Raw genomic sequence first — 13,029 nt, forward strand, 5'->3', positions numbered from 1 at the left:
CTTGTTCGCGTGCCCCGATCAGTCCCTGCGCCAGTTCACGTGCAATTCGGTTTCGGCATGGTCATAGTCGATCGTAAGCTTGCCGCGGTAAGCATGATGGATGGCGTTGCCGACATCGCGCGCCAGGTGCACGCCCGTGGTTGCGATGGTGGTGCCTTGGTTGTCCGACTGGACCGACATCAGTCGCTCCATCGGATGTTGTGCGCGCAAGCCCGCCTCGCGATTGCGGACGAGAGCCAGGATCTCGTGGCGATGTGCAGCCTCAAAGTCGCCGGCAAGGACCACGCGCCCGGCAGGCATGTTGTCGGCGATGCGGGCGCATGCCGAACAGACCAGACGCACTGCCCCGGATGGCACCGCGCGCCACTGCCAGTGCCCCCGCATGAAGACGGCGTGGCAGACGGGACAGGACGCCAGCGCTGGCGCCGCCGCGGGCTGCTTGTAGCGGTCCGCAATATGCTCGACGGGAAATGGACTCCACCGCACGGGACGGACTTTCGCAAACTGTGCTCGGACTTTCATGTTGGGCTCCTCGGTTCTGGGGATCCGGCCTGACGACCCGGCACGCCGGTGAAAATGTCGTAACAGGCTGCTTCGCGCTCCACCTCATTCGGCAGCAATCGCCGGTCACATAGAGATAAGCTATGCGCCAGGCCAGGCCGTGACTTAAGCTGGATCAAAGGAATTGCACAGTCGCCGCGCGAACGCAGGCGAGGATCGCAGCCGCGCAGGCAGAAGCCGTCCTCAAGCGTCCCCGCATCCGAGGCGCGCACGGCCGAACAGGCTGGTGTCGTCGATGCAGATCACAGTCACAGGCTGATAGGTACCGCACTGAAGACGTACCAGCGCCCCGCCCGAATATAGCGGCACGCAGGGCGTACGCCGTCGATCCTTCGCACGACATCTAGTACATAGTCCGGCATTCCGATGGTGTTTGCCACGGTGTTGACAGCCGGAACCATGACCCAGATGCTGGCGCCGATGTTGAAGACGGTCGATGACGACCGATTCAGGACCCCGGCAAACAGCGAGGCCATCTCGATCATCAGGAACACCAAGAACGTGATGCCGACCAGCAGACCGGTGAACTTGGCGCGGTCGCTGACCAGCAGCTTGTAAGCCAGCAGCAGGACGCCCGGAATCGCCGCTCGTTGCGGCTGGTTCGGGGAATGGTGGGAACATCCCGTCTCAGCGCGCGTTCAGGCAGGCAATGACCTGCTCGTCTTCAACCTGCGGAAACTCGCCATAGCAGTCACCGACAGCGCGGAATGCGGCCGGCGATTCCAGGCACACCACCTCGTCGGCGTATGGACGCAGGCGCTCCAGCGTCTGCCGAGGTGCCACCGGCACCGCGCATACCAGGCGCGAGGGGTTCTGCTCCCGGACAGCATGCAGTGCCGCGATCATGGAAGCGCCGGTCGCCAGGCCATCGTCAACGATGATCACCAAGCGGCCCGCCGCACTGGCGGCTTCACGCCCGGGCGTGTACATGGCCCGGCGGCGGCGCAGCGTATCAAGCTGGCTGGCGCGTTCGCGGTCAACGAATACGCTGTCAGCACCATACATCGCAGCATGGGGAGTCAGATACGTCCAGCCGCTCTCGTCCACAGCGCCGATGGCAAGTTCTGGATTCCCCGGTGCGCCAAGCTTGCGTACGAGCACGATGTCGAACTCCGCCCCGAGCGCTTGAGCAATGATCGCGCCCATCGGGACGGCCCCACGCGGGACGGCCAGCACGAGCGGATGCTTGCCAGCGTATCGGCGCAACGCCTTCGCCAGTTGCCTGGCGGCATCCCCCCTGTCGATGAACGGCATGCTTTTCTCCTTCTGCGGCGCTCGATGGGTCACCCAGGAAATCCCACACTTTGGGCGAGGACAACGCGTTGGTCGGGGTCCAGCCGCATTGCCTTTGAGAGCGCGCGCCGGTCCAGCAGCCCCCGCGCCACCGTCGCGAGGCCCGATGCGGCACAGAACAGGTACACGTTCTGGCTGATGTAGCCGGTATCCAGGGCGGTATAGAACTGACGCAGCGGCTTGTCAGTCTCGTCCAACCTCGACAGCCTGCTGACATAGACGAGGTTGAGCGGCGCAGCCGATACATAGTCTTGCAGGCCAGTGGCCGCGCGGAGGTCTTCGCCGGTCACGAGCCTGAGGCGCCAGGCTGGCGGTTCCAGCATGTAGAGGCCATCCGGCAAGGCAACGTACACGTCGATCTCCTGCCAGTTGCGGGCAGAGGGTGCGGTGCGCAAGCCGGAGTCTATCCGGTTGATGCCAAATGCCGCCCACAACAACGTAGACAGCAGCGCCTCGTCCAGCGGACGCTGCGCAAAGCTGCGGGTGGACCGGCGCTTGTGAAGCGCGGTCAGCAACGGCATACCGCCTTCGGTCTGAGGCACCGGCTTCATTCGCGCGGTTGCAGGTGGCTGTCCGGTCCCTGCTGATGTGGAGCGCCCTTCTTTCTTGCTGTGCCTGCACGTCGATACCCAATTTCTTGCGCCCGCCACGCCACGGGCGTCGGTATCGACAGGGATGCAGGTCGTGCGCGCGTGCGGCGCCAATGAGCACGGGCGTCCCGCACGTTGCCTGCCAGGTTCGCCACATAGTGGATGGGCTCATGGCCATGTCCATGCCCGTCAAACAATCAATGCGACAGCATTACCGGCACGGTCATCGACTCGAGGAGCGTACGCGTCACGCCGCCGAGCACAAGCTCGCGCATCCTGCCGTGTCCGTAGGCGCCCATGACGATCATGTCCGAGCCCTGATCCGCGGCGAATGACAGCAGCATCTGCCCTATATCGTCACCGCTTGCCGCAGTGAGGTCGTGAAGCTTGGCCTGCACTTGATGCCGGGCCAGCCATTCGATCGCAAAGCGCGGTGGCGAGAGCCATGGATTGAGCGCCCTGTCCGGCTGGTTCCATGAGACCACATCGACGGATTGCGCAGCCCGCAGAAATGGCAGTGCATCGTGAATGGCTCGGGCGGCCTCGCGGCTCCCATTCCATGCGACCAGGACATTCTTCCCCGGATGCGGAAACACCCCCTCATAGGGCACGACCAGCACCGGGCGGCCGCATTGCAGCACCACGGACTCGACGAAGTGATGTCCGGCGAAGGCATCCTTGTCAGAAGGATCGTGCTGTCCCAACACCAGCAGGTCGGCCGTATGGGCCTGTGCGACCACGCTGTCGGCCCCGGCACCCTCCGGCGCATGCCACTCCGTCGGAATCGGCAACTCGTCCGTGGCGCCGAGGAACGAATGCCGTGCCACCTCGCCGGTGCGCTGGTGCCATTCATGAAAGGAAGCCAGGAGGCGGTCTCCATCGGCAAGGTAGCGGATTGAACGGGAATCCGCATGGCCGATCGCGAAAAATCCTACCAGCGTTGCGTGAAAGTCCCGCGCCAGCATGATGGCGATGTGCAACCGCTGGTGCATGCGGCGGCTGGCATCCAGATGAACCAGTATGGTCGCGTAGTCCATAGGGCAATCTCCTATTACACGGTCCGATACATCAGCATTGAATCGATATTTGCAATGTAGATCGCAGTGCATCAGCGCGGTTGTCGCACGTCAAGACTCGCGATGGTGGCGCACGGTCCTCTTCCGGCTTGATACGCGTCAAGTCCTGCTGTGCCCCTGCATCTAGCCTTCTGATATTCGCAGGAACGCGGAATGATCAGGATTCACCGCGAGCAGGATTGCTGCATGAGCCAGATTGGCTTTCCGGATCCCGTACCAGCTTATTGCCCGGCGGGTCCCGGCCTGCAGTGCGCGGCCTGTTCGACGGCGCCGCCGCAACATTCGAGATTACGGCGGAGCCGCTGGAAGACCATTTCGGTGCCAGGTCGTATCTCTATGAAGACCTGGCGTCCGCCTTCTCGGTCCATCGCGAGGCCATCGAGAACGTTGCCCGTAGCATGTTCGAGATGAACGGCGCCCATAGCATCGTTCTGCATAGCGGCCACTTCCGGTTCCCCGCTTAGGCGAATGTTGACGATTGCACATTCAGCGGTTCGGCCAGACCTCGCCCCACTGGAAAGAACGCTTTTGACGCGACCCTTACCTTCGGCTCTACGATATGCACCCTCGGCAAGGGCACGTCGATGTCGTTCAAAGCTTTTCGTGTTGGGGATCATCTAGTCGGTGTAGGGGTAAACGCCTCGCGAACAGCAGGGTTCTCAATGGGTTGCCACACCAGACCCGCTCGCTGTGGTGATCGACCTCAATATTGAGGAGTGCAAGGCGCAGATTTGCCGAATGGTACGGCATATCCAAGCATGGAACGCGTATGGAATGCGATTGCTCTACGGCAAAGAAACTCCTGGATCTGTACTGGAAGAACTTACAGGTGCTTCACTCATGCCAATCTGCATTTGCAGAAATACAGGGCGCGCACGCTCGCTGACCGAACGACGTCGACATCCACCTTTGGTATCGGGGCCCAGCCTCTAGCCTGCTGCCTTTCGTTTGCTGCAGCCCTTTCCGGTTTGAGTGGCTATGCGCCCTTCATTACGTGCTTTTCAACAGCCTGCTATCCAAGCCGAGATCGCATTCTGACGCTGAGTTGTTAACCGCCGGACGGGCTTGGTCCTTGCGTTGACCTTGTGAAACGGCCCGACGATGCCTGTTGGTCGAGCCAGCCGAATATCAGTCGCTGCAGGTCGGGCAAGGCCATCGTCGCGTACTGCAACGTCATCTCGTGAGACAGGACTTCATTCCCGATTCCCTCGGCGAGGTTGGTGATGGAAGCAATGGCAAGCACCCGCAGGCCACAATGCCTTGCGCTGATTACCTCTGGAACTGTCGACATCCCCACAACGTCGCCACCAATGGCCTGCATCATTCGGATCTCCGCAGGGGTCTCGAATGCCGGGCCACTGAAGGCCACGTACACTCCCTCGGCCCACGGCAGTCCAAGCACCTGCGCGGCAGCGTGCAACTCTTGACGCAAGTTAGCGTCATATGCGTTCGCCATGGGAAAGAGACGAGGGCCAATCTGGTCATCGTTGGGACCGATCAATGGATTGCCCGGTTGCAGATTGATGTGGTCCGTGATCGCTACCAGGCGGCCAGGTCCCACGCCGGGGCGCAGCGAGCCTGCTGCACTTGTCACGATTAGCCGGTCGCATCCCATCCGTTTCATTGTACGGACCGCCTGCGTCATTCCCGTCGTTCCATGTCCTTCATAGAAATGCTGCCGGCCGCGCATGCACATGACATCCACCCCGCGCAACCGGCCGAGAACGAGTTCACCAGCGTGGCCTTCCACCAGGCATTGCGGGAATCCCGCCAGTTCCGCATATGGAATCACGATGGCATTCTCGATTGCTTGCGCCAGATCACCGAGTCCAGAGCCAAGGATTATGCCAATTTGGGGAATGAATTCGCCGACGCGTTGGCGAATCCGTTTGGCTGCCTGTTCGGTTTGATCAAGCCCCCCCATGGGCGATAGCAACGTGTGAGTCATGGCGCCAGCTCCTGTGTGTCGAGGCTTGCATCGCCAAATGTCATCTCAAGCCCTCGCCAGCGCTGCGGATCGAACCGGAACTGCTGAGCACGCATGAGCGGTCCAGCGTCGGCCCCTGTTCTAGCGGCAAGGGCACACAGCATTTTTGCAAAGGAGCCAGTCATCTTCCAGCTTATTCACCTGGAATCGGAATGACATGTCCAGTGCCTGGTTAGCCACCACGATGTCTCGTATCTGATCGCGGCCTTGGAATCCCGCCGTGAGCCGGTAAGCGCCTGGCTTGAGTCGCATGTATAACAGTGGACCGCTGGCCACAATGCGCAGCACCGGTTTGCCATCGACGCTGGCCACGACAACAGCTACCCCGCTAAGGGGTCTGCCGCTGCTCGCATCTACCATGCTGAGTCGGACATTAAAGCGATCCGCGACTTCCTGCATGGCCCGCTTACTGGCTTCATCGTCCCTGGCGCAAGCGTAGGGAATGCCGCGCTGCTCCATAATCTGAACTAGGTCTTCCGCCGATTTCGTCGGCGTTGCGCAACCCGCCGCCAACAGCGTCGCCAATAGCGCAGCCAACAGCGATGATATTCCGATGTTAAGTTCTTCTAGAATCTGCATTTGCCTGCCCCGTATATATGGATGGAAGTCCGAAGTGCCGGCTGCGCCCGGAGCCGACTGTCAAAGTGTGTCACCCTCGACGCCGCCCATTCGCCTGGCCGCCATGGCGGCTTCAGCGCTTGCAACGTCGCGTTTGACTGCGATGAAACTGTCAGGAGTGACGGAAACGGAATCAATGCCGCATTCGACCAGGAATCCAGCGAATCCAGGGTGGTCGCTCGGAGCCTGGCCGCACAAGCCTACGTGCACTCCTGCCTCGTGGGCCGCCGCAATGACACTCCGGATCATCGATTTAACCGCCTCGTCTTCTTCGTCGAACAAGCCGGCAAGATCGGCCGAGTCACGATCCACGCCGAGCACCAGCTGCGTCAGATCGTTGCTGCCAATCGAGAAGCCGTCGAAGCGTTTGGCGAAAGCCTTTGCCAGGATGACGTTGGATGGAATCTCGCACATGACGTAGACTTCCAGGCCGTCTTTGTGCCGTACGATGCCGTTGTCCGCCATGACCTCCAGCACAAGGTCGGCTTCTTTCACAGACCGGCAGAATGGAATCATGACAATGACATTGCTGAATCCCATCTGCTTGCGCAGGCGGGCAATTGCCTGACATTCCAGGGCGAAGCCATCCCGATAGCGCGGCGAGTAGTACCGTGAGGCGCCGCGAAATCCGAGCATGGGATTCTCCTCCAAAGGTTCGAACTCCGCTCCACCGATCAGCCGGGCATACTCGTTGGTCTTGAAATCGCTCATGCGGACGATCACGGGCCGCGGATATTGCACGGCGGCAATCCTCCCCAGTCCACGCGCGAGCCGGCTTACAAAATACTCTGTCTTGCTGTCGTAAGCGGCCGTCAATTCGGCAATGGTTCGCTTCGCTGCCTCGTCCTTGAGGGAGTCATACAAGACCAGCGCCATCGGGTGGATCTTGATATGGTTACTTACTACGAACTCCATCCGGGCCAATCCGACGCCGTCGGCGGGCATTCGCCACCAGCGAAATGCTGCTGCCGGATTTGCCAGGTTAAGCATGACCTTGGTGCGGGTCTCTGGGATACTGCCGAAATCGATTTTCTCGACTTCGTACTCGGCGATGCCTTCGTAGACAAAGCCCTCCCGACCTTCGGCGCAGGAGACCGTCACATTCTGATTCTCATGCAGCAGGCCGGTTGCATTGCCGGTCCCGACGATTGCCGGAAGCCCGAGTTCACGGCTGACTATCGCCGCGTGGGAGGTCCTTCCACCCTGGTCGGTGACTATCGCGGCCGCCCGTCGCATGACAGGTACCCAGTCGGGATCCGTGGTCCTGGTCACAAGCACCGCGCCATCGACAAAGCGCGCCATTTCCCGCAGATTCTCGATGACACAAATCGGACCGGTGGCGATGGCATCGCCAATGCTTACGCCCGTCACCAATGGCTTGCCCGCTTTCTTGATGCGATAGGTCTTGACCGCACTGGATTCGCGTCGAGACTGGACGGTTTCAGGGCGGGCCTGTACGACGAAAATCTCACCCGTTACACCGTCCTTCGCCCATTCAATGTCCATAGGCTGGCCGTAGTGGTCAGCGACCGCGCAGGCCCAGCGCGATAGTGTGAGGATCTCCTCGTCGCCCAGCACGAAGGCTGCGCGCTCCGCTGTCGTTGTCGGTATATTCCTTGTCGGGCAGGTGGAATCGCTTGTGTAGATAAGCTTCACGGCCTTTTCGCCCAGCTTCTTCCCGACAATGGGCGTGAGCGAAGGATCCGACAGCAATGGCTTGAACACTTCGTACTCGTCAGGATCGACGCCCCCCTGGACGACGTTCTCGCCCAGCCCCCATGCCGCGTTGATCAGAACCACTTTATCGAATCCGGTTTCCGTATCGATGGAAAACATCACGCCGGCGCCGCTCAGGTCCGCTCTCACCATGCGTTGGACACCAACAGATAGGCCGACCTGGAGGTGATCGATTCCCTTCGCCTGGCGGTAGCTGATTGCCCGATCGGTAAAAAGGGATGCGTAGCACCGGCGGCATGCATCAAGCAGTGCATGCTCGCCTCTGATGTTCAGAAAGGATTCCAGCTGCCCGGCAAAGCTCGCCTCGGGCAGATCTTCGGCCGTCGCGCTCGAGCGTACCGCCACGTCCACGTCGGGCTGGCCGGTCCGATGGTTCAGGGTGGCATAGGCCTGCCCGATTGCCTGAGCGGTCAATCGAGGCCACTCGCCGGTGAGGATCGCGCGGCGAATCGCCGTCCCCCCCTCGGCGAGAGAGCACTTTCCGCTCGCGAGCTCTGCAAGCGTTGATTTGATCATTGCGCTGAGCCCGTTTGCCTCAATGAAATGCCAGTAGGCGCCGACCGGAATGGCGAATCCCGGCGGCACCCGGATACCCTGGGTGCCCAGGCTGCCGGTCAGTTCTCCCAGCGAGGCGTTCTTGCCACCCACGCGCGAGATGTCGGCGCGTCGGAGTTCCTCAAACCAGACTACCTGCACAGTATTACTTGGCATGTGCTGCTCCCCGACGTCCGTCTCGTGCCGCAGCCCCCCTAGCAGCGCGCAACGGCCTTCGCGCGTTGGACAATCACTGAGCCCGCTACCAAGAACCTGTTAATCCGTTCCCAATACCAAACAACAGAGTGGACTACCGGTCCTTCACCATGCTTTCGGGCAAAACCATGACCTTCGTGACAGCCGCGCAGCAGCAGCATGCGGAGGGTGCCCTTCAATCTAGGACGCCACGCCCGCGCCACCTTGATATGGCTCAAGGTAGCGACGCCATGGGTGCCGCATAGGGCCACTGCGCCTTCCACCGGTAACTCGGAAGGCCGTCGTCCACACGTCGCGCATCAAGCCGCTTGCGGTAGATCAAGCATCTACCTGCTGCTCCAGATTTACTAGATAGAAAGGCTGGCGAATCGCTGGCGCCAGGACAGCCCCAATATGCCTGCGCATTGCTGATTGAGGTTTGATCGTTCTCGGGTCGTCTGCCATACGGATTCATCAGCTATACGCAACGGTGTCAGGGATGGGGGTGCAATTTCATGGGACAGCGCCAGAGTCTTTGGGCTGCCGCGCAAGAGAGTACCGCCATGTGTGATCGGGGTCTAACCGCGACAGAGGACGGCCAGACGCATCGCAAGCGTGCCGGCAAGTAATGGACTCCTCATCAATCATCCACAAGACGGCAGTGGATCTGCGTGTACCGCCAAATCTGGACGATTACGAGGCGGAATGTCGCCGCTTTTCCTGGGATGCTGTCCGGACGGCTCTCGGCACACAGCCGGATGGCGGAATGAACATGGCGTGGCATGCCCTGGATCGCCACGTGGCGACCGGCATGGGCCGGAAGGTGGCTTTGCGCTTTCTTGCCGGAGGTGGCAGCTCGACAGCCCGTGACGTCAGCTACGAAGAACTGGGCAGTCTTGTCAATCGCTTCTGCAATGTGCTGCGCGCCCTTGGCGTGTGCAAGGGCGACAGGCTCTTCATTCTGGCCGGGCGCATCCCGGCGCTCTATACCGCCCTGCTTGGAGGACTGAAGAGCGGCACCGTGGTCTGCCCTCTCTTTTCGGCATTCGGTCCAGAGCCGATTGCAACGCGCCTGAATCTGGGCGGCGGAACCGTGTTGGTGACAACCGATCGGCTCTACGCGCGCAAGGTTGCCAGGTGGCGTGACCGGATGCCAAGCCTTAAGCATATCTTGTTGGTCGCCGAAGAAGGCGGTCCAACCACCATTCCGGGCACGATAGATCTGGCCGCCATGATGGATGGCGTGCCTGACACTTGCGACAGCACTCCTACCTCGGCCGAAGACATGGCGCTGCTGCATTTCACCAGTGGCACCACGGGGACGCCAAAGGGCGCAGTGCATGTCCACGGGGCTCTGGTCACCCACTGGGCGACCGGCCTGCATGCGCTGGATCTTCATCCCGAAGACGTCTACTGGTGCACGGCAGATCCGGGCTGGGTGACGGGCACCTCGTATGGCACCATCGCCCCGCTGCTGCACGGCGTGACATCCATCGTGGACCCCGAGGACTTCGACGCGGAACGCTGGTACCGTATCCTTGCTGAGGAGTGCGTCTCCGTCTGGTACACGGCGCCGACGGCCATTCGCATGCTGATGAAGGCGGGAGCCGACATGGCGAAAGCCCGAAATTTCCCGCGGCTGCGGTTCATCGCCAGTGTCGGCGAACCGCTGAATCCTGAAGCGGTCTGGTGGGGCAAGCAGGTTCTCGGCCTGCCAATCCATGACAACTGGTGGCAGACGGAAACCGGCGGCATCATGATCGCCAATACTCCCGCATTCGATATCAAGCCGGGCTCGATGGGCAGGCCGTTGCCGGGCGTGGAGGCTGCCATTGTACGGCGCCTCGAATCCGGAAAGGCCGAGGTAGTCGATACGCCCGGAACCGAGGGAGAGCTGGCCCTCAGGCGCGGCTGGCCGTCGATGTTTCGCGCCTACCTGAATGACGAAGCGCGCTACCGCAAGTGCTTTGCCGGCGACTGGTACCTGACGGGCGACCTTGCGCGCCGCGACGCCGACGGGTATTACTGGTTCGTCGGCCGTGCCGACGATGTCATCAAGTCCGCCGGGCACCTGATCGGCCCGTTCGAGGTCGAGAGCGCGTTGATGGAGCACCCGGCCGTGGCCGAAGCCGGCGTCATTGGCAAGCCGGATCCCGTTGCAGGTGAAGTGGTGAAGGCATTTGTGTCGCTCAACAATGGCTTCGAGCCAAGTGAAGCCCTGCGCATGGAGTTGCTTGGCCACGCGAGAAGCCGCCTCGGTGCAGCGGTAGCCCCGAAAGAGATCGCCTTCCAGGCGGAGTTGCCGAGAACACGTAGCGGCAAGATCATGCGCCGCCTGCTCAAGGCCCGCGAGCTTGGCCTGCCCGAGGGAGACATCTCCACCCTGGAAGCCGGATCATGACCCACATCGATCATCCCGCCCCGCCGCCGCCTGCCGGCCCGGTGCCGTACGAAAAGGCGTTCGCGCTGACATTGCTGCGCGACATGCTGCGCATTCGTCGTGTCGAGGAGCGATGCGCGGAGCGCTACGGCGAAGGCAAGATCCGCGGCTTCCTTCATCTATACATTGGAGAGGAAGCCGTCTGCGTGGGTGTTCTTCATGCGCTGTCTCCCAAAGACGAAGTGGTCGCCACCTACCGGGAGCATGGGCACGCGCTGGTTCGCGGCATGGACATGGGTGTGCTGATGGCCGAGATGTATGGCAAGCGGGAAGGCTGTGCGCGAGGACGCGGCGGCTCCATGCACTTGTTTGATCGCGCCAGTGGTCTCTTCGGAGGGAATGCCATCGTGGGTGCGGGCCTGCCCCTGGCGGTGGGACTGGCGCTTGCCAGCCAAATGCAGGACGCCGGGCGCGTCACCGCCTGCTTCTTCGGCGACGGAGCGGTGGCCGAAGGCGCGTTTCACGAGTCGATGAACCTCGCGGCCTTGTGGGAGCTGCCGATTCTGTTCTGCTGTGAAAACAATCTATACGCGATGGGAACGGCATTGGAGCGCCATGAATCGCAGACAGAACTCTGCGTCAAGGCCGCCTCCTACAACATGCCGGCAATCCCCGTGGACGGTATGGATGTGGTAGCCGTCTGCGAAGCCGCCAGGGGCGCGGTGGAACGAATCAGGCTAGGCAAGGGGCCGGAGTTCCTTGAGCTGCGCACCTATCGTTTCCGGCCTCACTCGATGTACGACCCTGATCTTTACCGCCAGGCGGCAGAAGTCGACGCCTGGAAGGCGCGCGGGCCCATTCATACCTTCACCGCCCGGCTCAAGGCCGAGGGCAAGCTGACGGAAGACGAGTTCCTCGCGCTGGATGCCGAGGTGGGCGAGGAGATTGCCAAGGCTGAGGCCTTCGCCGAGGCGGGCACCTGGGAGCCTGTCGAAGATCTGCTGAAAGACGTCTGCGCGCCAATCGGAGGCACTTCGTGACCGTGCACCTGAGTTACCGCGAGGCCGTGCGTGAAGCCCTGCGCGAGGCCCTTGCCGCGGATCCCCGCGTCTTCATGATGGGAGAGGATGTAGGCCGCTATGGCGGCAGCTACGCAGTCTCCAAGGGCTTGCTGGCGGAGTTCGGGCCGGAACGCATCCGCGACACGCCCCTCTCGGAGCTCGGGTTCACCGGCGCCGGCATCGGCGCCGCCCTGGGTGGCATGCGCCCGATCGTCGAGGTCATGACGGTCAATTTCAGCCTTCTCGCCCTCGACCAGATCGTCAATACCGCTGCGCTCTACCGTCACATGTCAGGCGGACAGTTTTCGGTGCCTCTGGTCATACGCATGGCGACCGGCGCGGGGCGTCAGGTCGCGGCCCAGCATTCCCACAGCTTCGAGGGCTGGTTCGCTGGCATACCAGGCCTCAAGGTGCTGTCCCCCGCCACGGTCGAGGACGCACGCCGGATGCTGGCCCCTGCATTGGCCGACCCCGACCCCGTCTTGATCTTCGAACATGCCGGCCTGTACAACATGGACGGCGATATTCCCGAGACCTCCAGCGTGGACATCCGGTCGGCCAGGGTCCAGCGCACCGGCAAGGATGTGACCCTGATCGCCTACGGCGGCAGCCTGCCCAAGGCGATGCAGGCTGCCGATCTCCTGTCCGCGCAAGGCATCGGTGCTGAAGTGGTCGATCTGCGCGTGCTGCGCCCGCTCGATGATGCGACCATCATGGCATCCGTGGCGAAATGCCGGCGCGCGGTCATCGTCGACGAGGGCTGGCGCAGCGTCAGCCTGGCCGCGGAGTTGATGGCGCGCATCGTCGAGCAAGTCTTCTATGAACTCGATGCGCCGCTGGCCCGTGTGTGCGCCGAAGAGGTGCCGATCCCCTACGCCAGACACCTGGAAGAGGCTGCCCTGCCCCAGGCGAACAAGATCGCGGCTGCGGCGATCCAGCTGATCTCATGAACAAGCTGCCAGCCTGGGGCCTTACGGCTCCCCGGATGCGCGGTCTG

The 13,029-nt window shown here is 61.9% G+C and carries 10 protein-coding genes and 2 pseudogenes; 4 read left to right on the forward strand and 8 right to left on the reverse strand.

What is annotated here, in order from left to right:
• Window positions 1–18: 18 nt before the first annotated feature.
• The 5 genes and pseudogenes from ACIGJC_RS30575 to ACIGJC_RS30595 all read right to left on the reverse strand — a co-directional run bounded on the left by ACIGJC_RS30575 (window position 19) and on the right by ACIGJC_RS30595 (window position 3,481).
• A complete protein-coding gene (locus ACIGJC_RS30575) occupies window positions 19–522 on the reverse strand; it encodes a BCAM0308 family protein (protein WP_483714680.1) in 504 nt (167 codons plus the stop codon).
• A gap of 231 nt (window positions 523–753) precedes the next feature.
• A pseudogene (locus ACIGJC_RS30580) lies at window positions 754–1,142 on the reverse strand (ABC transporter permease); the annotation flags it as partial.
• Between the two features lie 46 nt (window positions 1,143–1,188).
• Entirely contained in the window at window positions 1,189–1,815 is a 627-nt protein-coding gene (locus tag ACIGJC_RS30585; RefSeq protein WP_483714681.1) for a phosphoribosyltransferase, read from the reverse strand.
• A 29-nt stretch (window positions 1,816–1,844) separates the two neighbouring features.
• Complete coding sequence (locus ACIGJC_RS30590) at window positions 1,845–2,375, reverse strand: nitroreductase family protein (RefSeq protein ID WP_483714682.1); 531 nt, start codon at window positions 2,373–2,375, stop codon at window positions 1,845–1,847.
• Window positions 2,376–2,641: 266 nt separating this feature from the next.
• On the reverse strand, window positions 2,642–3,481 hold the full coding sequence (locus tag ACIGJC_RS30595) for a universal stress protein (RefSeq protein ID WP_483714683.1): 840 nt from the start codon (window positions 3,479–3,481) through the stop codon (window positions 2,642–2,644).
• Between the two features lie 225 nt (window positions 3,482–3,706).
• On the opposite strand from ACIGJC_RS30595, the pseudogene ACIGJC_RS30600 reads away from it, so the two are divergent.
• Window positions 3,707–3,984: pseudogene (locus ACIGJC_RS30600) on the forward strand (DUF1488 family protein).
• Window positions 3,985–4,568: 584 nt separating this feature from the next.
• Here the strand turns inward: ACIGJC_RS30600 and ACIGJC_RS30605 are convergent.
• The 3 genes from ACIGJC_RS30605 to ppsA form a co-directional block, all read right to left on the reverse strand.
• Window positions 4,569–5,468 carry a purine-nucleoside phosphorylase gene (locus ACIGJC_RS30605; protein WP_483714684.1) on the reverse strand — a complete coding sequence of 300 codons (900 nt, stop codon included), beginning with the start codon at window positions 5,466–5,468 and terminating at the stop codon, window positions 4,569–4,571.
• A 120-nt stretch (window positions 5,469–5,588) separates the two neighbouring features.
• Window positions 5,589–6,086 (reverse strand): carboxypeptidase regulatory-like domain-containing protein, encoded by a 498-nt coding sequence (locus ACIGJC_RS30610; RefSeq protein ID WP_483714685.1) that lies wholly within the window; start codon window positions 6,084–6,086, stop codon window positions 5,589–5,591.
• A gap of 60 nt (window positions 6,087–6,146) precedes the next feature.
• Window positions 6,147–8,573 carry a phosphoenolpyruvate synthase gene (gene ppsA, locus ACIGJC_RS30615; RefSeq protein ID WP_483714686.1) on the reverse strand — a complete coding sequence of 809 codons (2,427 nt, stop codon included), beginning with the start codon at window positions 8,571–8,573 and terminating at the stop codon, window positions 6,147–6,149.
• Window positions 8,574–9,219: 646 nt separating this feature from the next.
• Between ppsA and acsA the strand changes: the two genes are divergently transcribed.
• From acsA to ACIGJC_RS30630, 3 genes are read left to right on the forward strand one after another with little or no spacing between them, the layout of a single operon-like run.
• Entirely contained in the window at window positions 9,220–10,992 is a 1,773-nt protein-coding gene (gene acsA / locus ACIGJC_RS30620) for an acetate--CoA ligase (RefSeq protein ID WP_483714688.1), read from the forward strand.
• Window positions 10,989–12,011 carry a pyruvate dehydrogenase (acetyl-transferring) E1 component subunit alpha gene (gene pdhA, locus ACIGJC_RS30625; RefSeq protein WP_483714689.1) on the forward strand — a complete coding sequence of 341 codons (1,023 nt, stop codon included), beginning with the start codon at window positions 10,989–10,991 and terminating at the stop codon, window positions 12,009–12,011. Before acsA ends, pdhA begins: the two co-directional genes overlap by 4 nt.
• Before the next feature lie 8 nt (window positions 12,012–12,019).
• The gene (locus tag ACIGJC_RS30630; protein ID WP_483715173.1) at window positions 12,020–12,982 is read left to right on the forward strand and encodes an alpha-ketoacid dehydrogenase subunit beta; all 963 of its coding nucleotides are present in this window, start codon (window positions 12,020–12,022) and stop codon (window positions 12,980–12,982) included.
• Window positions 12,983–13,029: the final 47 nt, after the last annotated feature.

The sequence above is a fragment of the Cupriavidus sp. C3SS-1 genome (genome assembly GCF_057073755.1).